At 63.2% G+C, this 20,977-nt stretch carries 21 protein-coding genes; 8 read left to right on the top strand and 13 right to left on the bottom strand.

The window, feature by feature from the left end:
• Nucleotides 1-198: 198 nt before the first annotated feature.
• The 6 genes from CIC12_RS11140 to CIC12_RS11115 form a co-directional block, all read right to left on the bottom strand.
• Nucleotides 199-1,194: an aldo/keto reductase gene (locus CIC12_RS11140; protein ID WP_168664167.1), complete on the bottom strand. Its 996-nt coding sequence runs from the start codon at nucleotides 1,192-1,194 to the stop codon at nucleotides 199-201.
• A gap of 156 nt (nucleotides 1,195-1,350) precedes the next feature.
• Entirely contained in the window at nucleotides 1,351-1,575 is a 225-nt protein-coding gene (locus CIC12_RS11135; RefSeq protein ID WP_168664166.1) for a hypothetical protein, read from the bottom strand.
• 22 nt (nucleotides 1,576-1,597) lie between these two features.
• Nucleotides 1,598-2,236, bottom strand: coding sequence for a glutathione S-transferase family protein (locus tag CIC12_RS11130; protein WP_168664165.1), 639 nt, complete (start codon nucleotides 2,234-2,236; stop codon nucleotides 1,598-1,600).
• A 93-nt stretch (nucleotides 2,237-2,329) separates the two neighbouring features.
• On the bottom strand, nucleotides 2,330-2,494 hold the full coding sequence (locus CIC12_RS11125) for a hypothetical protein (protein ID WP_168664164.1): 165 nt from the start codon (nucleotides 2,492-2,494) through the stop codon (nucleotides 2,330-2,332).
• Nucleotides 2,495-2,690: 196 nt separating this feature from the next.
• A complete protein-coding gene (locus tag CIC12_RS11120; RefSeq protein ID WP_446727998.1) occupies nucleotides 2,691-3,149 on the bottom strand; it encodes an SRPBCC family protein in 459 nt (152 codons plus the stop codon).
• Nucleotides 3,146-3,481, bottom strand: a complete 336-nt coding sequence (locus tag CIC12_RS11115) for an ArsR/SmtB family transcription factor (protein WP_168664163.1) — start codon at nucleotides 3,479-3,481, stop codon at nucleotides 3,146-3,148. The genes CIC12_RS11120 and CIC12_RS11115 overlap by 4 nt, the downstream gene beginning before the upstream one ends.
• A gap of 209 nt (nucleotides 3,482-3,690) precedes the next feature.
• Here CIC12_RS11115 and CIC12_RS11110 point away from each other — a divergent pair, with 209 nt between their 5' ends.
• The gene (locus tag CIC12_RS11110; RefSeq protein ID WP_168664162.1) at nucleotides 3,691-4,776 is read left to right on the top strand and encodes a TIGR03118 family protein; all 1,086 of its coding nucleotides are present in this window, start codon (nucleotides 3,691-3,693) and stop codon (nucleotides 4,774-4,776) included.
• Nucleotides 4,777-5,218: 442 nt separating this feature from the next.
• On the opposite strand, the gene CIC12_RS11105 is transcribed toward CIC12_RS11110, so the two are convergent.
• Nucleotides 5,219-6,382 carry an epoxide hydrolase family protein gene (locus CIC12_RS11105; protein ID WP_168664161.1) on the bottom strand — a complete coding sequence of 388 codons (1,164 nt, stop codon included), beginning with the start codon at nucleotides 6,380-6,382 and terminating at the stop codon, nucleotides 5,219-5,221.
• A gap of 224 nt (nucleotides 6,383-6,606) precedes the next feature.
• Nucleotides 6,607-7,752, bottom strand: coding sequence for a porin (locus CIC12_RS11100; RefSeq protein WP_168664160.1), 1,146 nt, complete (start codon nucleotides 7,750-7,752; stop codon nucleotides 6,607-6,609).
• Nucleotides 7,753-8,292: 540 nt separating this feature from the next.
• On the opposite strand from CIC12_RS11100, the gene surE reads away from it, so the two are divergent.
• Nucleotides 8,293-9,072: a 5'/3'-nucleotidase SurE gene (surE, locus tag CIC12_RS11095; RefSeq protein ID WP_168664159.1), complete on the top strand. Its 780-nt coding sequence runs from the start codon at nucleotides 8,293-8,295 to the stop codon at nucleotides 9,070-9,072.
• 133 nt (nucleotides 9,073-9,205) lie between these two features.
• Here surE and CIC12_RS11090 read toward each other — a convergent pair whose 3' ends face one another.
• Entirely contained in the window at nucleotides 9,206-10,288 is a 1,083-nt protein-coding gene (locus CIC12_RS11090) for a hypothetical protein (protein ID WP_168664158.1), read from the bottom strand.
• 209 nt (nucleotides 10,289-10,497) lie between these two features.
• Complete coding sequence (locus CIC12_RS11085) at nucleotides 10,498-11,397, bottom strand: DMT family transporter (protein WP_168664157.1); 900 nt, start codon at nucleotides 11,395-11,397, stop codon at nucleotides 10,498-10,500.
• 346 nt (nucleotides 11,398-11,743) lie between these two features.
• On the opposite strand from CIC12_RS11085, the gene CIC12_RS11080 reads away from it, so the two are divergent.
• From CIC12_RS11080 to CIC12_RS11070, 3 genes are all read left to right on the top strand, one after another.
• Nucleotides 11,744-14,056 (top strand): PA14 domain-containing protein, encoded by a 2,313-nt coding sequence (locus CIC12_RS11080; RefSeq protein WP_342030523.1) that lies wholly within the window; start codon nucleotides 11,744-11,746, stop codon nucleotides 14,054-14,056.
• Between the two features lie 514 nt (nucleotides 14,057-14,570).
• The gene (locus CIC12_RS11075) at nucleotides 14,571-14,939 is read left to right on the top strand and encodes a YciI family protein (protein ID WP_168664156.1); all 369 of its coding nucleotides are present in this window, start codon (nucleotides 14,571-14,573) and stop codon (nucleotides 14,937-14,939) included.
• A complete protein-coding gene (locus CIC12_RS11070) occupies nucleotides 14,936-16,204 on the top strand; it encodes an RNA polymerase sigma factor (RefSeq protein ID WP_168664155.1) in 1,269 nt (422 codons plus the stop codon). The genes CIC12_RS11075 and CIC12_RS11070 overlap by 4 nt, the downstream gene beginning before the upstream one ends.
• 114 nt (nucleotides 16,205-16,318) lie before the next feature.
• Here CIC12_RS11070 and CIC12_RS11065 read toward each other — a convergent pair whose 3' ends face one another.
• Nucleotides 16,319-17,161: an EamA family transporter gene (locus CIC12_RS11065; protein WP_168664154.1), complete on the bottom strand. Its 843-nt coding sequence runs from the start codon at nucleotides 17,159-17,161 to the stop codon at nucleotides 16,319-16,321.
• 98 nt (nucleotides 17,162-17,259) lie between these two features.
• On the opposite strand from CIC12_RS11065, the gene gcvA reads away from it, so the two are divergent.
• Entirely contained in the window at nucleotides 17,260-18,174 is a 915-nt protein-coding gene (gene gcvA / locus CIC12_RS11060) for a transcriptional regulator GcvA (RefSeq protein WP_168664153.1), read from the top strand.
• 121 nt (nucleotides 18,175-18,295) lie between these two features.
• On the opposite strand, the gene CIC12_RS11055 is transcribed toward gcvA, so the two are convergent.
• A complete protein-coding gene (locus CIC12_RS11055) occupies nucleotides 18,296-19,105 on the bottom strand; it encodes a transglutaminase-like domain-containing protein (RefSeq protein ID WP_168664152.1) in 810 nt (269 codons plus the stop codon).
• A 23-nt stretch (nucleotides 19,106-19,128) separates the two neighbouring features.
• Nucleotides 19,129-20,004, bottom strand: a complete 876-nt coding sequence (locus tag CIC12_RS11050) for a transglutaminase family protein (RefSeq protein ID WP_168664151.1) — start codon at nucleotides 20,002-20,004, stop codon at nucleotides 19,129-19,131.
• A gap of 301 nt (nucleotides 20,005-20,305) precedes the next feature.
• Here CIC12_RS11050 and CIC12_RS33045 point away from each other — a divergent pair, with 301 nt between their 5' ends.
• Nucleotides 20,306-20,689 carry a hypothetical protein gene (locus CIC12_RS33045; RefSeq protein ID WP_238812523.1) on the top strand — a complete coding sequence of 128 codons (384 nt, stop codon included), beginning with the start codon at nucleotides 20,306-20,308 and terminating at the stop codon, nucleotides 20,687-20,689.
• A gap of 18 nt (nucleotides 20,690-20,707) precedes the next feature.
• Nucleotides 20,708-20,956, top strand: a complete 249-nt coding sequence (locus CIC12_RS11040; protein ID WP_168664178.1) for a DUF1488 domain-containing protein — start codon at nucleotides 20,708-20,710, stop codon at nucleotides 20,954-20,956.
• Nucleotides 20,957-20,977 lie beyond the last annotated feature (21 nt).

Below are 20,977 nucleotides of genomic sequence, written 5' to 3'. Positions count from 1 at the left end.
ATGCCCTTCGAATGGAAGGGATATTCGGCGAAGTTAAACGTGCCCGGAAATAAGATTTAGAGAATTACTACGGGAAATTTTATTTTTCTCTGCCGCGCCATTGTGCTAAGGCGCGGCGCCATTGCGGATAGCCATTCGAATGGATTTTAATTTTAACTAGCTATTGAGTTCACGGCCGTATCAGACGAAAGCGGCTCGTTAGCCGTTCACCGCCGCGACAATCCGTGCGCGCATCGCCTCGTCGGGCAACGGCCCCGAACCAGCCCGCACATTGTCGGCCATGTATTGCGGACGGCCTGTGCCCGGAATGACCACCGTCACCGCCGGATGCGCGAGCACGAACTTCAGGAGAATTTGCGCCCAGCTCGTGCAGCCGATTTCCGCCGCCCATGCGGGCAACGGCGTTTTGACGACCCGCGCGAGCAAGCCGCCTCCGCCAAACGGCTGATTGATCACCACGCCGATGCCCAGCTCCGCCGCGAGCGGCAGGATGCGCGCTTCGGCGGCGCGGTCGTCGGCCGCGTAGTTGATCTGCACGAAGTCGGGCTTTTCGCTGCGCATCACGGACGCGACTTCCCCGAATGCGCTCGACGTGTAGTGCGTCATGCCGATGTAGCGAATCCGGCCGCGCTCTTTCCAGTCACGCAGCGTCGCGAGTTGCGTGCGCCAGTCGAGCAGGTTATGAACCTGCATCAGATCGATGCGCGGCTGCTGAAACCGGCGCAGCGATTCTTCCATCTGCGCGATGCCTGCGTCGCGCCCTTCGGTCCAGACTTTGGTCGCGACGAAGGCTTTGTCGTGTGCGCCGAGCTGTGTGAGCAGCGCGCCGGCCACGACTTCCGACGAGCCGTACATCGGCGACGAGTCGATGACCGAACCGCCTGCTTCGAACAGGATACGCAGCACGTCGGCGAGTCGTGCGCGCGCGGCGGGGTCGTCGCCGACATCGAAGGTGCGCCAGGTGCCACAGCCCACCACCGGCAGACGTTCGCCCGTTGAGGGAATCACGCGTTGCGCCATGCGCGGCAGCGGCGTGGCGGGTTCGGATTGGGTTTGCGGTTGAGCTTGCAATTGCGCAGAGGCCAGTCGTGGCACCGAAAGCGAAACCGGCAGGCCGATTGCTGCACCGCTCGCCGCGCGCAGAAACCGGCGCCTGTCGATGCGGCGTCCATCGTTTTTCGACGAAAGTGCCATGACGTACCCTCGATCCGCAACCAGACGCGTGAGCTCGTACGATACGGCAATTCGGCAAGACGTGTTCGGATCGAAGGGCGCTCGAACCGCGCCGTGCGGCTTGCGCACTGCTCGCTATGCAAAACCTCTCCTTTTGCAACGCGTCAGCCCCAGCCGCTACCGGATGAAATGCTCACCGCAGATCGGCATGCCGTCTGATCGCGTGAGCCACGACAGCGCTTGACCGGCCGCCGCGAACCGATCCGTCACCATCGCAGACCCGGTGGCCGCGCCGATTGCGATGACCACGATCGCCGTCCGGCGCACTCGTGCGCCGCGGCCGTCGAGCGTGCGCGAAACGCTTCGCCAGCCGGTCAGCAGCGTCATCGTCAGGGCGAGCATCGCGCAACACATGATCGAGCATTCACGCCTGTGTCGCGGCATGCGCAGGCCGTGCGGGAAACGGATTACGCCATGCGTCGAATGCGTTCAACTGATCGTGCCAGCGCTGCACCTCCGGAAATTCGTCCACTGGCATCGCGGCGCTTTTCGCGTACGGCAGCGTCACCGCAACGGAAAAATCCGCGATCGACAGGTCGTTTCCGAGGAGCCACTTACGTCCCTTGAGATGCTCATCAAGCAGGCTCGCGTGCTGCCGAAAAAATCCCTGAGCTTGCGCGACCGTCGACGGTTCGGGCTCGCCGAGCCCGATCCACGGTTTGACCAGATGCTCGAAATAAAGCGATCCTCCCTGCCGGTACAGGTGCTGGCTGTTCCAGCTCAGCCAGCGCACCACGTCGATCTGCTGCTGCACGCTGCGTGGCCAGAGTTCCGATTCCGCACGCTGCGCGAGATGGCAGATGATCGCGTCGGCTTCCCAGAGATTTTTCTCGCCGTCGACGAGGCTCGGCACCTTGCCGTTCGGGTTGATCGCGAGATAGTCGGGACGCGTTTGCTCGCCCTTTCGCAGATCGACGAACGCATAGTCGATTGGCAACCCTAAGTATCTGGCAACCGCGCATGCCTTGCGGGGTGCGAGCGTTTCGGCATAGTAGAGCTTCATGTTCTACCTCGGTATGCACATCATGGATGTAACCGATGTTGCGCACCTGAAGTGCGCCCCTTCACGCGGTGGTCCGCGCCTGCGCCGGTTCAACTAGTTTTTGTCGCTCTGCTCGATGCGGAACAACGTAGCGAGTGCCCTACGCATGCGCTTCGATTCTCGGCTACGCGCCTCGAACGAGTAGTCCGAATCCAGCGGCAGATGGGGTGACGCAAAGAGATCGCTGATCTTCTGGAGCAGGGCAAAAATAAAGCTCATGGTGACTCCCGGTTGGTTACCGCATTTGCCATGGTCTTCCCTAGGCACTACGGGCCGCACCTTCGCAGCAAAACGCGCCGGCTAAAGGTCAGGCTCCGCTACATTCGATTCGCAAACGAAATGCTTTGCATGACGGCACGCTTGCGGGTGCCTGTCCAGAACAGAAGCCATCGGGCGGGTTGGGCAAGCAGTAGCTTCAATCGCTATCGACTGCGCTTTCCAGTTCGGCGATGAGACTGTCCAGCTTCTCGAATGCACCGCTCCAGCCGGCCTGATGACCGTCGCGCGCGGCTTCGTCGAAGAATTGCGCGTGCGTGAAGGTCATTTCGGTGCCTGCGTCGATCGGCCGAAACTGGATCGTCACGAGAGAGCGCCGCTCGGGCAGCGTGACCCACTGCCACGTGAAGACGAGCTTGCGATCCGCCTCCACCTGCTGGTATTCGCCGTGGCAGTCGTGCGTTGCGCCATCCAGCGTCTGGAACACCACGCGAAAGCGGCCGCCCACGCGCGGATCGGCTTCGGCGCTCAGCACCGGGCCGGCGTCGGGTCCCCACCAGCGCGCCATCAACTCGGGGCGCGTCCATGCGGCGTAGACCTTCGCCGGGGGCGCCTTCAGGCGCCGCACGATTGTCAGGCTCGGCTTCTCTTCCATCATTGCTCTTCCCCTTCGACAAAATCGGCGAGCCGGTCGAGACTCGCGGACCAGAAACGTTCATAGCGCCGCAGCCAGGCCATCACCTCTTCCATCGGCGCGGCGACGAGTTCGACCGACACGGTTCGGCCGCTCTTCGTGCGAGCGATCAAACCCGCGTCGCTGAGCACGTCGAGATGCTTCATGACCGCCGGCAGCTTGAGCGGCAGCGGACGCGCGATTTCCGTCACCGAGAGGCCGGGCTCACGCTCGAGACGCGCGAGGATGGCCCGCCGCGTGGGGTCCACGAGGGCGGAAAAAGTGCGATCGAGTTGACTGACTGGAGACTTCACCATATGGTGAACTATAAACGGTGGGCGCGCTGCGTCAAGTTTTTTTTGCGTGGGCGATCGTGAACAGCCACGAGATATCAACCGCGTGTATCGCGCAGCTCGCGCCAACGCCTCGCCGATGGCTTCAAAAATCCCTTTGAACGGCGGAATAAAGCCGCGACGCGATGCGTTCAATAGGCGCAATGACCGTCGGTCATCAGAGAGGTGCAGCCATGAAGTCCGTGCTTAAGGTATTGAGCGCCGTCGTGGGGGGCGCAGCGTTGACGAGTCTTGTCGCGTGCGGAGGGAGTTCCGATTCGCTCAGCACGCAGTCGTTTGTTTCGACCATGCTGGTGTCCGACGGCTCGGTCGCGGCAGCGCACACGGACTCAAACCTGAAAAACGCGTGGGGCGTCGCGTTCAACCCGAAGGGCTTTGTCTGGGTGGCCGACAACGCTACCTCGCTGGCGACCTTGTATGACGGCAACGGCGTGCCGCAATCGCTTGTCGTCAGTATTCCGGATGGAACCGCCGGACCCGCCAGTCCCACCGGCATCGTGTTCAATGGCACCAGCGATTTCAGCGTCACGCAAGGTGGCAAAACCGGCGTCGGCGCATTCATCTTTGCGGGTGAAGGCGGCACGATCACCGCGTGGGCGCCCGCGGTCGCGCCCACCATCGCATTCGTCATGTTCGACGGCGGCAGCGCCGGCGCGGTCTATAAGGGACTCGCCCTGGCGAACAACGGCGGCGCCAATTTCCTCTATGCGACCGACTTTCACAACAACAGGATCGACGTGTTCGACCGCAGCTTCGCCAAGGTAGCGATGCCGGGCAAGTTTGAGGACTCGACGTTGCCCGCCGGCTTCGCGCCGTTCGGCATTCAGGCGATCGGCACAAAGCTGTTCGTGACTTACGCGAAACAGGATGCGGCCGCGCACGACAACGTCGACGGCGCCGGCCTCGGATTCGTCGATGTCTTCGATACGGCTGGCAATCTCATGCAACGCTTCGCTTCGGCGGGCCCGCTAAACGCGCCGTGGGGCGTGACGCAAGCGCCGGCCAATTTCGGCCGCTTCAGCGGTGACGTGCTGATCGGCAACTTCGGCGACGGAACGATCAACGCATTCGATCCCGCGAGCGGCCAGTTGCGCGGCCCGGTCAATCTGCCGAACGGCTCGGCGTTCTCACAAAGCGGCTTGTGGGGCATCGCGTTCGGCAATGGGCTCGACAATCAGCCGGTCAACACACTGTTTTTCGCCGCCGGGCCGAATGACGAAACAAACGGAGTCTACGGACGCATCGACGTGAAAATGTGAAGCACGGCGCGCGTTTAGCGCCCCGGCGGAGAGCGAGGTGCTCGACGTTCGACGTCCTGACGATACGCTTCACCACGCGACGCACAGGTGGTGCCAGAAACGCTTGCGTGAAATTCGCCATGCGGGCCTCTTTTTCGAGCAACGCGCCGTTGCATCATGCTGACGTCGTTGAAGATTTTGTCGATCGAATTGATAAGGGTGACTTAGTAACCTGCTTACCGGCATGTACCGCGCAGCAACGCAAAAGCGCCCCGCCATCTGATCCTGCCTGGCGAGACGGCGCGCACTGCGGAGTTCGTTTCGACGTCGTCCAGCGTGACGCGTTCCGCGTCGCAGTCCGGATGCGGATGCGCGCGGGGTGCCGGTGAGCCTCGTGCAGCGCTTTCATGCCTGATTGTGCGCGGATGACAAAGCAGGCGGCGTACTTACGCCTGCCGCCTCGCTAGCTTCTCTTCTGCCGCAACGGCCTGAAAAACCGCCTGATCTCGGTCGCAAGCAGATCAGGTTTCTCCATTGCCGCGAAATGCCCGCCGCTCGGCATGTCGGTCCATTGCGTCACATCGAAGGTTCTTTCGAGCCAGCTGCGCGGCGGATGGCTCAGTTCCTTCGGAAAATGCGCATAGCCGACCGGGGGCACGACCCGCTGCCCGTCCAGAAAACGCATCGGCTGCAAGCGGTTCTCCCAATACATCTGCATCGACGAACCGATGCTCTGCGTGAGCCAGTAGAGCGAGATGTTGGTGAGCAGCTCGTCTTTCGAAAACACCCGCTCGACATCGCCGTCGCAATCACTCCACGCGCGAAACTTTTCGCCGATCCAGGCGGCAAGCCCCACCGGTGAATCGTTGAGCGAGGCGGCCGCCGTCTGCGGTTTGGTGGCATGCATATGCGCATAACCGCCTTCGAGCGCGGCCCATTCGGCTTTATCGCGCAGGAATTTTTCCTCGTCGGGCGTGAGCGGCCGCCGGGCCGCGCCGATCGCGGGCTCGTATGAACCAGGCAGGAAGTTCAGATGAATGCCATCGACACATTGCGGATGCCGCGCGGCGAGCGCGATCGACACGCCCGCGCCGAGGTCGCCACCCTGAGCGCCAAAGCGTTCGTAGCCGAGACCGCGCATCAGCGACATCCACAGGTCCGCGACCTGAAACGCCGATGTGCCCGGCTGCGCGGGCGCGGGCGAAAACGCAAAGCCTGGCAGGGACGGCACGACTACATCGAACGCGTCGGCGGGATCGGCGCCGAACGCGGCCGGGTCGCAGAGCTGATCGAGCAACGCGTGAAACTCGAAGAACGAACCGGGCCAGCCATGCGTGATCACCAGCGGATAGGGCGAGAGCCCCGCGCCACGCCGATGAACGAAGTGCACGCGCTGGCCGCCGATATCGGTCATGAACTGCGTCTGCCGGTTCAACCTGCGTTCGGCCTCGCGCCAGTCGAAATGTTCGGCCCAATATGCCGCCAGTTCACGCAACCACGCGGGGTCGGCGCCTTGCTGCCACGCAGGCGACGGCGTGCCAGGCGCCCAGCGCGTGGCGCGAATGCGCTCGCGCAGATCGTCGATATCACGATCGGGAATGGCGATCTCAAACGGTTCTATCTGCATGTCTGTCCATCCGGCACGAGGTGATGGGTAACGCGCGCGGCCAGCCCGATCACGCGCCGACGAAGTCCGTTTGTGGCCGGGTCGGGCTCGAAGTTGGGTCGGGGCGGCGCACGAAGCACTCTGCATGGTACGCGCCCGGCAACAAAATCAGAAGACGCAAGGAAGAAGTGAGAAAAGCCCGTCAATGACGGGCTTTCTCGCAGTGACGCTACTAGAGCGTCCGGTTAGAAGCGATGACGGATACCCACCGTGCCGACGACCTGCGTATCGGTCGACGATGCGCTCACGCCGACGATATCGGCCGTGACGCCCGAGTTGCCCGTGCTGCCGACATGCTGATAAGCCGCCTCGGCATAGACGTCGGTACGCTTGGACAACGCGTAGTCGGTCTGCAACGTGACCTGGTTGTACTTCGGGCTCGCGCCGTTCAGACGCGCGTCGGTGAACGTGTACGCGCCCGACACCGTCCACGCCGGCGTCAACGCGTAACGGCCGTTCAGTTCGTAGTTCGTGAAACGCGCGCTGCCGCCATTGAGCGTCAGACCGCTCGTCGTGCCCGATGCCGACGTGCCGATCGCGCTCGCGTCGCTCAGTTGCGTCTGCGTGAACACGAGGCCGACATTCGCCGCGCCGAACGCGTAGTTCACACCCGCGCCATAGGTACGCTGACGCGCCGCCGTGAAGGTGGAGTCGCCCGAGGCCACTGCGCCGCTCGAATTGGTAGTCGAGCCCGCGCCATTCAGTTGCAGATAACCGACCGCCGCCTTCAGGCCGCCGAACGTGTACGACGCGCCGACGCTATAGGCGCGGCTGTCGGCAAAGCTGCCCGCCGCGTTCGAAAAGCCGTACAGCGCGCCGAGCTTGAAGCCGCCGTAATTGACGCTCTGGTACTTGACCGAGTTGTTGATACGCACCGAATTGTTCAGGTTGTCGTTGTCGTACGGATGCGAGGCGAGCGTGCCGCCGTATTGCGTGCCGTTCAGCGCGAGCGGGCCGAGATAATCGACCACGCTGTCGTACTGGCGGCCGAGGGTCACCGCGCCATACTGATCGCTCGACAGACCGACGAACGACTGGCGCCCGAACATACGGCTGTTCTGGCCCATCTTGCCGGTCGACAGGTTGAAGCCGCTTTCGAGCACGAAGATCGCCTTCAGGCCGTTGCCCAGATCTTCCGAACCGCGCAGGCCCCAGCGATTGCCGTTGAGCAGGCCGCTCGCCTGCTGGAAGTTGTTGCTGCCGCCGGAGTTGTTCGTGTAGGTGAGACCGGTGTCGATCAGGCCGTACAACGTGACGGAGTTTTGTGCGTGGGCGGCGCCCGCAGCGCCGAGGAGCGCGAGCGAGAGGCTCGACAGTACGAATTTTTTCATTGATTTCTCTCCAGATTCGAATGGCGGATGCCATCGAGCGCGGAGAATAGCCGACAAATTGAAAAACTATTTTTCAGTTAATTACGGCGTTGTGTTTTTACGACTTCGATGTTTTTTTGCTTTCCGTTTATTTCGCCGACCAGGACAAGCATTTTTGGATAGTGCAGGAATCAGGAGTAGCTGCGCAGCGCTTCAAAGCTTGCCAAAAAACATCTGGTTTTTGGCGGCTTTTCTCGAAGTCTCGCACGGCGCAAAGCCATCCCCTCTTCTGCCTGACACAGCGCCGCGCCCCTACTTTTTCATTCCATTTAGTTTCGATCTTAACCGAAAGTAATGAGATGTCAGGATCGCCAAGCATTTCTATCATTATTGCCTGAACAGCAAATAGTCTTTGCTAATTTTAAAACCCGCCAATAAACCTTGGCATAGCCGCTCTATATCCAGAACGAATGCGCGCCGCGTCGCCGCGCGCGACAGGCGAACCCCGATAGCCCGATAATGAGCCTTCCATTTCCTTATCACCACGAGGAGTTTGCTGCGATGTCCCCCTACGAATCCAAAGTGCCGCGAGTGCTTTTGACGAACGACGACGGTATCGACGCGCCCGGCCTCGCCGTGCTCGAAGCCGTGGCCGCCGAACTCGCGCACGAAGTCTGGGTGGTCGCGCCCGAGCACGATCAGAGCGGCACCTCGCATTCGATCAGCCTGCATTCGCCGTTGCGCGTGAGCCGTCAGGGCGAGCGGCGTTTCGGCGTGACGGGCACGCCTGGCGACTGCGTCGTGATGGGTGTGCGCCATCTGATGCGCGACGCGCCGCCCACGCTGGTTCTTTCCGGCATCAATCGCGGCGGCAACCTCGGCGTCGAAACGATGTTCTCGGGCACCGTCGGCGCGGCGATGACCGGCCTGCTGCTCGGGCTGCCGTCGTTCGCGCTGAGCCAGACCTTCGGCAATCGCGACAGCGTGCGCTGGGATACCGCACGCGCGCTCGCTCCCGGGGTGATCCGTCAGCTGCTCGCGATCGAGCATGCCGCGCCTACCTGCCTGAACATCAATTTCCCCGATGTCGACGCGGCCGCCGCTGGTCCGCTCACGCCAACGCGGCAAGGCGTCGGCCTCGTCGAGGATATCGACGTGCTACCGCAAGTCGACCCTCGCGGCATGGCTTATCACTGGCTGCGTTTTCAACGCGGCACGCGTGCGAACGATCACGATAGCGAAACCGCCGTGGTCGCCTCGGGCCGCGTGTCGGTCACCCCGCTCGCGTTCGATCGCACCGACGAGCCGACCTTCGCGCGGCTGGCCGAATCACTGCGCTGAGCGTCGCCGGTTAGGAGCTTGCGATCGTGTCTGGCCGGCATGTGCCTTGACGCACGTTGGCGAAGCGATGCCGGCATCGCGATGCGAATCGCTGCCTCGCGCAGCGCCCGCATTCAGGGACGCAGCGCACCCGTCACATCCGGCGCGCCGCCCGGGCCGGCGGGGTCGGGATTGCCGAACGCGGAAGGCTGCCATCCTCGCGTGCGTGAACGATCTCCCCCCGCACTTGCGCACGCGATTTCGGTCCGCCGTCGAGCTTCGACAAATCGCCGCCTGACCGCATGGTCTGAACCATTGGCGGCGGCACGATGGCTTGCGCGACCGGTTCGGTCTGCGGTGCCGACAGCGCGGGTTGCACATCCGACTGCGGCTGTCGCCACGGCGCCTCCGCAAGCGGCGCGACGGGCACAGTGGGCGCATCGTGCGTCGCGGGCGTGTTCTCCACCGCTTGCATCGCCTGCGGCACATCGGCCGACTCGCTTGCATGAGGCGGCACGCTCGCCGCCGACCCGCGGCCACTCCATGGGCTATAACCGCCAGCAACCGCCGTCACGATTTCGGCCGCGCGCGGGTTCCGGGTATAGCTCGGCACATGATTCGAATGCGCGCGCGTCGCCATGCGGCTATCGCGCGAATGAGCGCTTTTCACCTGCGAAGGCGACGGCGTTCGCCCCGCTTTCTCCACCGTCCGCGCAGCCTTCTCTGCTTGCGATGCCGCCAGCGCACGCCGCTCCTGATCCGCCTGCGCCCGCTTCTTTACCTCGACCACCGCACGGTCATCCTCGCGCGCCGCACGTATCGTATTCGGTTGCGCGCGCGCGGCAGCAACATCGTCGCGCAGCAGACTTCTGCGCGCCGAGTTCAAACGATCCGCTACGCTCGCCGCGGAATCGCTGCGAGATTTGACGGCGCCGTAAGCGACCGCTCCGCTCGTGAGGTCGCCGCGCGCGGAATATGGGAGCTCGTCATGACTTGCGAGGTCGAGTTGATCCACCGGCGACCCGTCGTCTTCAGACTCCGACACGTATAAAAAAGCGCCGATCGCAAGGACGCCCATGACGATGCCCGTGAACACAAGCTTTCCAGGTTCGCTGTACACAACGTATCCCCTTCCAATGATGGACATGACGCCGCGCGTGCCATATGACGACGTGGGCGACGCGCCCGGATTGATCAGCGGGTCGGCGACGACCGAGACGATGGATGCCGCCGTCACGGTCGCAACTTCCGACCGGTCAATCCACGTACGAAAGCGCACGCGTACTGGATGCATCCGATTTTCTGTTTATGTTGGGCGGATGTCTAATCGGCGGATGAGGCAGGCCGTATGGCGGGAAAAGGCAGTTCTCCTAAGACGATTGAATGTTGGACTCCGAACCAAACGCCAGCCGTTCCCGGCCCGAACGGGAGCAGAACCGCGCACGCCTACGCGAGCGGCCCCTCTTCCGGTTTCCTGCGCATGGCGACCGCAATCGAACTACCGACGATCAGCGCGATGCCGAACAGCGACATGGCGCCGATCGTCTCGCCCCACGCGAGATAGCCGAATAGCGCGGCCCACACGATGCTCGTGTAGTTGTACGGCGCGAGCGCGCCGGCGTCGGCCTGACGGAACGCCATCGTCATCAGCAGCTGGCCGGCGGTGGCGAACGCGCCGAGCAGCGCCATCACCGCGAGCGCGTTGAACGACGGCGTGCGCCACGCGAAAAACAGCGACGCGCCCGTGACGAGCGTGCCGACTACGGTGAAGTACAGCACGGTGGTGGCCGAATCGTCGGTGGCGCGAATGCGCTTGATCTGGATGATCGACAGCGCGCCGAACAACGCGCTCGCAATCAGCAGAACAGGACCGAGCCAGCTCGAATGCGCACCGTCCGGGCGCACGACGAACAGCACGCCGACAAAACCGATTGCGGCCGCAAGCGCATCGCGCGGCTTGAGCGCTTCCTTCAGGAGCAGGGGCGCGAGCACGATGACCAGCAAGGTCTCCGAATACACGATTGCCACCGCTTCACTGAGCGCCATGTACGGCAGGCCCGCGAAAAACAGACCCGATGCGCCGAGCAAGGTCAGCGAGCGGATGGTCTGCCCGCGCACATCCATATGCCTCAGGCGTGCGGCGAGCGGCTTGCCGCGCAGGCACACCGCCACCGCCGGAAACAGGCCGAACAGCATGCGGAAGAACGTCACCTCGTTGGCCGGATAGGCGAGCGCCACCGATTTGGCCAGCGCATCGACGACCGCGAAGCAGAACATCGAGAGGAGGATCAGCGCCACGCTGCGCAGCGGCACGGCGCTCGGGCGAATCGCGACGGAGGGCGGCATAAGTTGTCCTGGTGCGAGCGAAGCAGTGCATCGCCGGATCGCGCGAACACTACATTGCGTTGCTCGCGCGCGGCTGGAAAACGGATTATGCCCGCTGCCTCGTGACCGATCGAGAGTGAGGATCGCAGTTAATCCATTGCGCATGAGCTGCGGCCTTTGCCCCTCGCGCGTACCCCGGCGGCCTTCATTCGACAATTGCGGGTATGTACTGATACAGCCCGGCGAAACTAATAATATTATTCATATCGATTTCCGCATCGATGCGTCCGGCACGAGTATCCATGGCCGTATGCAGACTTAATAATAATTATGACCATCAATTAAGCGGGGACATCAGGAGATAAAGGTGCGCAATTACTTTGTGCTGGCGACGCTCGCCATGCTGGGCGCTTGCGGCGGTAATGACGGATCGCCGAATGTGTCCGCGTCGGCGGACAAGCAGGTCAACGCTGTCGATTCATCGGCTTCGGCGGCAGCCGCGGCCTCCGCCGCGGCGCAGGCCGACGCGGCGAACGTCCAGAGCGAATTCAAGGCCGCGAAGAGCGTGCCGCTCGGGATGAAAACGACCACACCGCCGCTCGTGATCGCCGACCCCACCCTCAACCTGCCGCCCTACACCCCGCCAGCGCCGCCCACGCCGGTCTCCACGACCACGCTCTCGTTCGGCGATTTCACGAACTACCTCGCGCCCGGCTCGACCGAAGGCTGGCGCCCCGGCACGAGCAACGCGAGCATCACGATTCCCGCGCCGGCCACCAACGGCACCGGCGCCGGCGACAAGACCGTCGCGCTCGCCAGCACCTATGCCACCGCGTCGTACGAAGCGGACGTGACGGTCAGCGCGCCGGTCGGCAGCGGCGCCGCGAACGCAGGCTTCATCGTGCGCACGACCAACCCGACGGCCGGCGGACCCGACAGCCTGACCGGCTATTTCATCGGCCTCGATACGGGCACGCACTCAGTCGTCGTGGGACGCCAGAACAACAACTGGACGAACTTCATCTCATACCCGGTGAGTACGGTCGTCGGCGGCAGCACGCACCATCTGAAAGTGACGACGAGCGGCACGGCAATCACCGTCGACCTCGACAACCAGCGCGTGATCAGCGTCAACGACGCGACCAATGCCCTGCCCGCGGTGTTCAAGTCGGGCAGCTTCGGGCTGCGGCGCTTTGGCGTCGGCGCGACGTTCAGCAACATCACGATCCTCACGTATCCGGGCGTGACTTCGCCGAGCTTCGATTTTTCGAAGGTGGTCGGCGCGGTCTACACGCCGTCGAACGCGGTCAACGCGATCGACTTCTGGCAGAACTACGACCCCGAGATCGTCAACCGCGAGTTGACATACGCGCAGACCTACGGCATGAACACGATTGCCGTGTACCTGCACTACCTCGTGTGGGCCAACGATCGCGTGGCATTCCTGAGCAAGTTCGAAAACCTGCTGAAGATTGCCGCGCGCCACGGCATCAAGGTCTCGCCGATCTTCTACGACGATTGCTGGAACGCGACGCCGCAGTACGGTCCGCAGGCGGCGCCGGTCTGGGGCGTGCATAACAGCCGGTGGGTGCAGTCGCCGGGCACGCCGGTCGAACAGGCGTATTTCCAGCCGAGCGCGTCCAATTCCGCCGTCACGTACAAGCAGAGCCTCGCGAGCTACATCACCGACTTCGTGGCGCCGCACCGCAACGACCCGCGCATCATCTTCTGGGAGCCGATGAACGAGCCGGGCTGCAGCGGCAACGGCTCGCTGCAGAACACGCGCGCGGTCATGATGAACGACGCGCGCATCGCGATCCTGAATGCGGGCGCGACGCAGCCGATCAATTCGCCACAAGTGCAGGAGGATGAAGGCACGTATTTCTCGGACTTCTACGCGTTCCACCCGTACGGCAATCCGTATGGCGCACCGGTGAACGGCAGCAATGTCAGCGCGCTGAACTCGGAGACGCTGCAACGCGGCTTCACGGGCACTGCGGGTCAAACCATGCCGGGGATCGTCGCGAACTACGGCGGGACGACCGGCTTCATCGTGTGGGAGCTGATGATCGGCCGCACGAACACGCGCTTCCATTGGGGTGAAGTGCCGAGCGCGCCCGCCTCGGCCGAACCGGCGACGCCGTTCCAGGGGACGATCTATCCGGACGGCCATCCGTGGCAAACGTCGGAGACCCAGGCGTTGACGGGCGGCTTCAACGTCAAGCTGCCGGTGCTGCAGGTCGGCTACTACAACGATCCGACCTTCGCGAGCGCCCCGGTGAAGACGTCGATTACGCCGATGATCGATTTCGATCTGAACACCGAGCGCGGCACCGATTCGCCCGACGCCTCCGCGGGCGTCAACGCGACCGGCTACGGCGTGCGGTGGACCGGCGCGATCCAGGCGGCGAAGGAAGGCAACTACACGTTCTCGATCGACAGCGACAACGTGGCGCGTCTGTGGATCAATGGCGTGAAGGTGATCGACAAGAAGAGCGCGTCGCAATCGACCGTCAGCGGCAAGGTCAGGCTGGCGGCGAAGCAGCGCGCGTCGATCAAGGTCGAGTATGTGCACGGCACGGGGCCGGCCAGTATGCACCTGCGCTGGTCGAACCCGGCGGCGGATAATCCGGGCGCGCTTCGCATCGTGCCGTCCGATTCCCTCGTGACGTCGAATTGATGAAGGCTGACGGCACGTGACCGGTGGTCTTTCGGGACTGTCGGTTGCGACGCGCGGTGCATCGGGTTCGATGCGCCGCGTTTTCATTTGCGTTTGCGTTTGCGGGGCGAGTTGTCTGGCTGCGTCGGGCCGGGGTGCCTGAGAGCGCAGATCTGTCGCCAATCTGGTGGCACGACAAAGCGAACGGCCGGCGGGTTGTCCGCTGCCGTCGTCGCGTGGAAGTCACGGCCACGACAAATGAAAGCCGGACATTTTCGCCCGGATTGTTGCGATACCTGCGGTAACAGGGCTTTAATGCACTCTGCAGTGCTCCGCCGAAATTGAAGGCCACGCGGAACCGGTGGCGCACTGCCCCGAGCCGCTCTCGCGCAGGGTCCCCGGTGGAGGCAAACGAATAGAGCGGCGCGCGGTCCGCCTTTTTTCGAGGCCGCCTGTCCGTCGGCATGCCGCCCGCGCGTCATTGTGATGGCGGCTCGATGTCATTCACCCGCCTCAACCCATGACGGAGGCTCATATGCAATACCTGCTGATGATTTATTCCGAAGAAAACGGCTGGAACCGGATGACCGACAGCGAGCGGCAGCAAGGCGTCGCCGCGTATCAGGCGTACACCGAATCGTTGAAAAAAGCGGGGGTTCTGCTGGGCGCCAACCGGCTGCAGAACACGAACGCGGCGACCACGGTGCGGCTCCTCGACGGCAAGCCGCAGGTACTCGACGGACCGTATTCCGATTCGAAGGAGCAGCTCGCCGGCTACTACCTCATCGACGTGCCGAACCTGGACGCGGCGATTGCGTGGGCGTCGCGTTGCCCCGGCGCGGCGCACGGCCACCTGGAAGTGCGCCCGGTGTGGACTGCCCCCTACGACGCGCCATCCGCATGAGTTCGTCCGGCTGCGGCCGTGACGCTGACGGCGCCGCGCGTTCGATTGCCGAGGCGCTCGCGCGGCGCAGCTACGGCAAGCTCGTCGCGCTGCTGGCGATGCGTACGCGCGACGTCGCGGCAGCCGAGGACGCACTCGCCGACGCGTTCGCAGCCGCGCTCGCCGACTGGCCGGCGCGAGGCTGCCCCGCGAATCCCGAAGCATGGCTGATGACGGTCGCACGCCGCCGGGCGATCGACGGCGCGCGCCATCGCCGCGTCGGCGACGACGTGGTCAATCAGCTCACGATCCTCGCCGACGAGATCGACGAGCGTGAAGCCGGCGCCTTGCCCGACCGGCGGCTGGCGCTGCTCTTCGCGTGCACGCACCCTGCGCTCGAGGCCGCGATTCGCACGCCGCTGATGCTGCAGGTGGTGCTGGGGCTCGAAGCGAAGACGATTGCCTCCGCGTTCCTGATGTCGCCCGCTGCGATGAGCAAGCGCCTCGTGCGGGCGAAGTACAAGATCCGCGAAGCGGGCATTCCGTTCAGCGTGCCCGAGCGCGAGGAATTGCCCGGCCGGCTGGCTGCGGTGCTGGAAGCGGCCTATGCCGTGTATGCGCAGGGGTGGACCGACCCGGTCGGCTGCGATAGCGGGCTGCGCGATCTCACCGGGGAGGCGCTGTTTCTTGCTCAATTGCTCGTCGAATTGTTGCCCGGCGAGCCGGAGACGCTTGGTCTGCTCGCGCTGATGCTGTATGCGCAGGCGCGTTGCGACGCGCGACGCGATGCGATGGGCGACTACGTGCCGCTGTCCGCTCAGGATCCGGCGACATGGAACGCGCCGATGCTCGAGGCTGCCGACAGACTGCTGCGACGCGCGAACACTTTCAACGCAATCGGACGCTTTCAGCTGGAGGCCGCGCTGCAATCGGCGCACGTGCACCGCTGCCAGACCCATTGTCCGAACTGGGACGAAGTCGTGCAGCTCTACGACGCGCTGCTCGCGACTGCCGCGTCGCCGGTGGTCGCGGTGAATCGCGCGCTCGCGCTGGCGGAGCGGGACGGCCCGCAGGCGGCGCTCGACGCGCTCGAGCCGTATGCGGACGATCCGCGACTGGCCGACTACCAGCCGTACTGGGCCGCGCGCGCCGATCTGCTTGCGCGCGCCGGCGCGACGGCCGAAGCGCTCGGCGCGTACGAGCTTGCAATCGGCCTCGAACGCGATCCCGCCGTGCGCCGGTTCCTGCAGCGCAAGCGCGTCGAGCTGTCATCAGCGAGCAGCTAGACGGCGCGCGGGCGTTCGCCACGCCCGGTTGCAAGCTGCGCGCTAACTGCATTTGCCCGCCCGGCCCGGTCAGGTGAGGACGCACGGGAAAGACATGACGCGCGTCGGGCCGTGTCAAAAGCCCAGACAAGCCGCACCGGCCGCGACGACCAGGCAGGCCATCCAGCGCCTTGCACTTACTGTTTCGCGCAGGAACACTCGCCCGATCAGCACCGCGAATACCACGCTGGTCTCGCGCAACGCCGATACCGTGCCCATCGCGCCCGACTGCAGCGCCCATATCACGATGCCGTACGCCGCGATCGACACCAGGCCGCCCACGAGCGACGAGCCGATTGCGCCAGACGCCGCCCCTGCCGGCGACCACAGCGCCGTGAGCCCGCGCGTTGCGATGAACAGTACCGGCATCAGCCAATAGAACAGAAACATCCACGCGGTATAGGCGAGCGCCTCGCCACCGGACAAGCGCACGCCGATGCCGTCGATCACCGTATAGACGGCGATCGTCACGCCGGTCGTCAGCGCGGCCAGCACACCCGCGCGCGAGACATGACGCCCGTCGAGCGCAATCGCGATGATGCCTCCCGATATCATCACGATCCCGAGCACGTGCAAGGGGCCGATCGCCTCATGCGTGAAGAGCGCCGCGCCCAGCGTGACGAGCAACGGCGATGAGCCGCGCGCGATCGGATACGCCTGCGCCAGATCGTTGCGGCGGTATGACCGCACGAGGGTCGCGTTGTAGACGATATGCACGAGCCCCGAAGCGACGATGTACGGCCAGGCCGCACTGGCCGGTAACGGCGTGAACAGGATCACGAGGGTGGCGACGGCCGCGATGGCGATGCTCATCCACGTCATGGACAGGAAGCGGTCGTCGTTGCCGTGGAGCATCGCGTTCCAGCTGGCGTGCAGGACGGCGGCGAGGAGGACGACCCCCCCGGTATAACTGAGCATGCGCGCCCCCGAGAATTGGCTTGCCGGAAGAATATCTATCTTGTGGCGCCGCGACAAACCAGATAAATTGGCCATTAGCGTTAGAGAAACTATTTCGAATGAAGCGGGTCTTGCCTCCACTGAACGCATTGCGCGCGTTCGAATCCGCAGGCCGCCTCGGCAGCTTCAAGGAGGCCGCTGCGGAATTGAACGTGACTCAGGGTGCGGTGAGTCAGCACGTGCGGCTGCTCGAAGCGTGGCTCGGCGCAGCGTTATTCGAACGGCACAACCGGCGCGTGTTGCTGACGCCGGCGGCAAAGGCCTATCTCGCCGAGGTCGGCCCTCTGTTCGAGCAACTCTCGCAAGCCACCGCCCGATATGGTTTCCCGGAACCCGTCTCGCGGACCCTGTCCGTCAACGCGCCCGCGACATTCACGTTGCGTTGGCTGGTACCGAGACTGGCTCAATTCCGCGCGGAGCATCCCGATGTGGATGTCAAGGTCGAGACGTCGAACGAACCGGTGGAGAGTCTGGAGCAGAGCTTTGACGTCATCATCCGGGGCGGCCCGGACACGTTTTATGGCTACTCGATGCGCCTTTTCCTTTCCGAGGAAAGGCTTCCGGTCTGTAGCCCGGCGCTCCTGCAGCGACTCCCGCTGCGGACGCTGGACGATATGCGGGAGCATACGTTTTTGCACACGTCGAGCCTGCCGCGACTCTGGCCGGACTGGCTGGCGCGGGTCGGAATGCCTGCCCTGAGGCCGGCTGCGACGCTGACCTTCGACCACTTCTACCTGACTTTGCAGGCCGCCATCGACGCAATAGGGATCGCAATGGGACCGACTGCGCTCATCGCCGACGATCTCGCGGCTGGCCGGCTCGTCGCTCCGTTCGAGGGTCCCCGTCTGCCGTCGCGGAGCTATTGCACTTACGTTGCGCACGGGAAGTCGGACGATGAACGGGTCGTGCTGTTCCGCTCATGGCTCGAGCGTGCGGGCATGGGTTCGCTAACGGAGACGACCCATCAGGGGTGAGTTTGTTGAGCGAATCCATGATCGTTCTTCGTGGCTCAAGTCAGACGGTCGCCCACACGGCAATCAGGTGTACGGTCCAACCTTCCAAGCCATGCGAGCTACCCACCGTCCATTGGCCCGCTCACACCTCCTCCGGCGCACAATGCACGGCAAATTTCACGAGCCTTGCCGCTCCGAAAGTGTTGCTTATCGCGACATCGGCGGCATCGCGTCCGCGGGCCATCAATACGCGCCCAGCCCGCGGCACGTTGTTGCGCGGATCGAATGTTTGCCAGCAGCCGCCGACATAGGCTTCGAACCAGGCCGCGAAGTCCATGGCACTGTGCGGCGCAGGCACGCCGATGTCACTGATGTATCCCGTGCAGTAGCGGGCAGGAATGTTCATGGCGCGACACAATGCAACTGCCAGATGAGCGAAATCGCGGCACACGCCCTGTCGCTCGTGGTAGACCTGCCACGCTGTTTTGGTCGGACGGGCAAACTCGTATCCGAACACAATGTGGCGATGAACGAAGTCACAGATCGCTTGCACCCGATCGCGCCCGGGCAGCGATTGGCCGAAAAGATGCCACGCAACGTCGGACAAGAGATCGGTCTCGCAGTAGCGGCTGCCCAGTAGAAACACCATGCATTCGTTGGGCAATTCCTCGACCGGATGCTGGTGACCGTAAGGCTCCCGTTCTTCGGGCTGACCGGAAATTTCGAGCAACGCGCTCGTCGACATTTCGATTCGACCCGGTGGGGAGACGAGGCGGCTGCACAGATTACCGAAACCATCCCGGTACTGCAGGATGGTTACCGCCGGATCGACGAGAAGCAGGTCCGCCTGCAACATATCCTGCGCTCGCGAGAAGTGCGTATTGAGCATCAGCATCATCGGGGTGTACTGCTCGCACTCGTAAATCAGTTCATAACCAACACGGAGTCTCATGGCGGCGGCCTCCCCTATAAGATTCAACAGCGGTCCTCGGTGACGCTCACTTCGACATCCAGACCGAGAAACGAGCTTTGCGCGCCTGTCCAGGTTCCCCATAGCGGCAAGGCCTGATGCTGGTCCCACGCGACGGCTACCCGGATCAGGTGCCGGTTTCCGATGATGCTGTTAGTCGGATCGAAATCCACCCAGCCCGCCCCCGGTAGAAAGATCTGCAACCATGCGTGTGTGGCGCCACCTCCCTCAGTGGTGTCTTGATCGGGGACAAAGATGTAGCCGCTGACGAAGCGTGCGGCAAAGCCAGGAGAGCGGGCTGCGTCGATCATCAGTACGGCGAAATCGCGGCAGCTGCCGCTACGACGGGACAACGTATCTGCCGGACGGTAGACGCCTTTCTCTGTGCGCCGGACATACAGAAATCCGTCTTTGATCGCGGTGGTCATGGCGCGCAGGATCGCCATGGTCGAACTGTGGCCGGTTCGCGCAATGAAACTGCGTGCCCAACTGTCGACGCTCGCCTCGGGATATCGTCGGCTGCGCGCATTCACGAGGTCTGTGGCCTCCTCGTTCGTATAGGCAAACGGCCAGACGGCGGCGTAGGGCTCGATAGCATAGTCGGGCGACGGGGCCTCGTCATGTTCGAGCGTGACTGCACTATCGAACAGAAGTCGAGATGCCTCGCCCGAGAATGTGGCGATGGCGACTGAATTGTCGAATACATCATGCAGCCAACGTAGACAGATCGGTGTGGGCGTAATGCACAATTGTGATGTCACGAGGCGCATGTCATGGCTGGAGTGCGGCCGAAACATCATTCGATGCTCGCCAAAACTCACGGGCTCTGAATAACGATAGAGGCTCTTATGGCGAACAGTGAGGCATCGCGGCCCACTCATGTCGTTTCACCTGATCAAAGGGTCACTGGCGGCACCGAAGACTGCGGTGACAGCACAATCAGGCCTCCGGTTCAGAAAGGAACTGCTCAGCGTTTGAACCGACCGTTTCGGCCCGGGTGTGCGCTGTGGCAGATATCGTGACCCAGCATACACCGGCGAAAAAACCTTAAACGTCCTTATTTTTTTGTTTTCTCATCCAACACTGCGGTGTCCCGCATAAGCGTCGTCACATGCCGAAGAATGCCTCGCGATACGTGATGGTCTTGCGTGCACCGTGTCGATGCGATGAACTGAGAAACACATGAAGAGTGCTTCGCGATTGTACTTGCATCGCTGTGGCAAAGAGCGCATTGTCATAGGGTTCGATGTGCGCGATCGTTCAATCCGCAGCGCCGACCGTAAGCTCGCAAGCATTCGTTCACGCCGCTCATGGAGAGGCCGGTCACAAGACCCCGTCGTCGCAGTCGCGCAGCGGTCTGAAACACCTATTGGAACCAGCATGCAAAACCGAACCAAAGCCTATTCATCGTCGCCGGCGAGGCATAGCGACTTCATCGCGACTCAGAAGGAGCGTGCCGCCGCACTGGCGAAAGCGGAAAGCGAGCGCGCCCAGAAGCGGTGCGATAACGACGCGCTCATCGACGTGAACGCGAGCAAGTGGCGATATACCCGCATCGGTGAATAAGCATGGAAAGACGACGTGATGCTCAACTTTCCCAATCCCAGTCGAGTCTATGACGCTTCCAGACACGGTGTGTGCTTCTGGGGCTACGACAATTCCCGCGAAATTGCCTTCCTGGTCGACGACAGAATGCTCAAGAAGCTTAATCCAGACATACTTGCGGATGAGCTCGCGTTGCTGGCTGCGTTCGACAGCAACCGCATCCAGATTCTCGAATTCGCCAGAAACCTCTACAACGGCGGCACGCAGAGCAGGTACACGATCTCGTGAATCTGGCGGCTAGCAGCCGAT

This window comes from Paraburkholderia sp. SG-MS1 (genome assembly GCF_012275575.1).
GTDB lineage: Bacteria > Pseudomonadota > Gammaproteobacteria > Burkholderiales > Burkholderiaceae > Paraburkholderia.
Note: the sequence above shows the minus strand (reverse complement) of the source record. Positions and strands in the feature narration are given on the sequence as shown.

Coding starts and splice junctions, on each gene's coding strand:
- CIC12_RS11065 (WP_168664154.1), bottom strand. CDS start 17,161: ATGCTCAGTTATACCGGGGGGGTCGTCCTCCTCGCCGCCGTCCTGCAC.
- CIC12_RS11050 (WP_168664151.1), bottom strand. CDS start 20,004: ATGAGTGGGCCGCGATGCCTCACTGTTCGCCATAAGAGCCTCTATCGT.
- CIC12_RS11075 (WP_168664156.1), top strand. CDS start 14,571: ATGCAATACCTGCTGATGATTTATTCCGAAGAAAACGGCTGGAACCGG.
- CIC12_RS11085 (WP_168664157.1), bottom strand. CDS start 11,397: ATGCCGCCCTCCGTCGCGATTCGCCCGAGCGCCGTGCCGCTGCGCAGC.
- CIC12_RS11040 (WP_168664178.1), top strand. CDS start 20,708: ATGCTCAACTTTCCCAATCCCAGTCGAGTCTATGACGCTTCCAGACAC.
- surE (WP_168664159.1), top strand. CDS start 8,293: ATGTCCCCCTACGAATCCAAAGTGCCGCGAGTGCTTTTGACGAACGAC.
- CIC12_RS11130 (WP_168664165.1), bottom strand. CDS start 2,236: ATGAAGCTCTACTATGCCGAAACGCTCGCACCCCGCAAGGCATGCGCG.
- CIC12_RS11110 (WP_168664162.1), top strand. CDS start 3,691: ATGAAGTCCGTGCTTAAGGTATTGAGCGCCGTCGTGGGGGGCGCAGCG.
- CIC12_RS11135 (WP_168664166.1), bottom strand. CDS start 1,575: ATGCTCGCCCTGACGATGACGCTGCTGACCGGCTGGCGAAGCGTTTCG.
- CIC12_RS11105 (WP_168664161.1), bottom strand. CDS start 6,382: ATGCAGATAGAACCGTTTGAGATCGCCATTCCCGATCGTGATATCGAC.
- CIC12_RS11055 (WP_168664152.1), bottom strand. CDS start 19,105: ATGAGACTCCGTGTTGGTTATGAACTGATTTACGAGTGCGAGCAGTAC.
- CIC12_RS11115 (WP_168664163.1), bottom strand. CDS start 3,481: ATGGTGAAGTCTCCAGTCAGTCAACTCGATCGCACTTTTTCCGCCCTC.
- CIC12_RS11120 (WP_446727998.1), bottom strand. CDS start 3,149: ATGATGGAAGAGAAGCCGAGCCTGACAATCGTGCGGCGCCTGAAGGCG.
- gcvA (WP_168664153.1), top strand. CDS start 17,260: ATGAAGCGGGTCTTGCCTCCACTGAACGCATTGCGCGCGTTCGAATCC.
- CIC12_RS11140 (WP_168664167.1), bottom strand. CDS start 1,194: ATGGCACTTTCGTCGAAAAACGATGGACGCCGCATCGACAGGCGCCGG.
- CIC12_RS33045 (WP_238812523.1), top strand. CDS start 20,306: ATGAAGAGTGCTTCGCGATTGTACTTGCATCGCTGTGGCAAAGAGCGC.
- CIC12_RS11070 (WP_168664155.1), top strand. CDS start 14,936: ATGAGTTCGTCCGGCTGCGGCCGTGACGCTGACGGCGCCGCGCGTTCG.
- CIC12_RS11100 (WP_168664160.1), bottom strand. CDS start 7,752: ATGAAAAAATTCGTACTGTCGAGCCTCTCGCTCGCGCTCCTCGGCGCT.
- CIC12_RS11125 (WP_168664164.1), bottom strand. CDS start 2,494: ATGAGCTTTATTTTTGCCCTGCTCCAGAAGATCAGCGATCTCTTTGCG.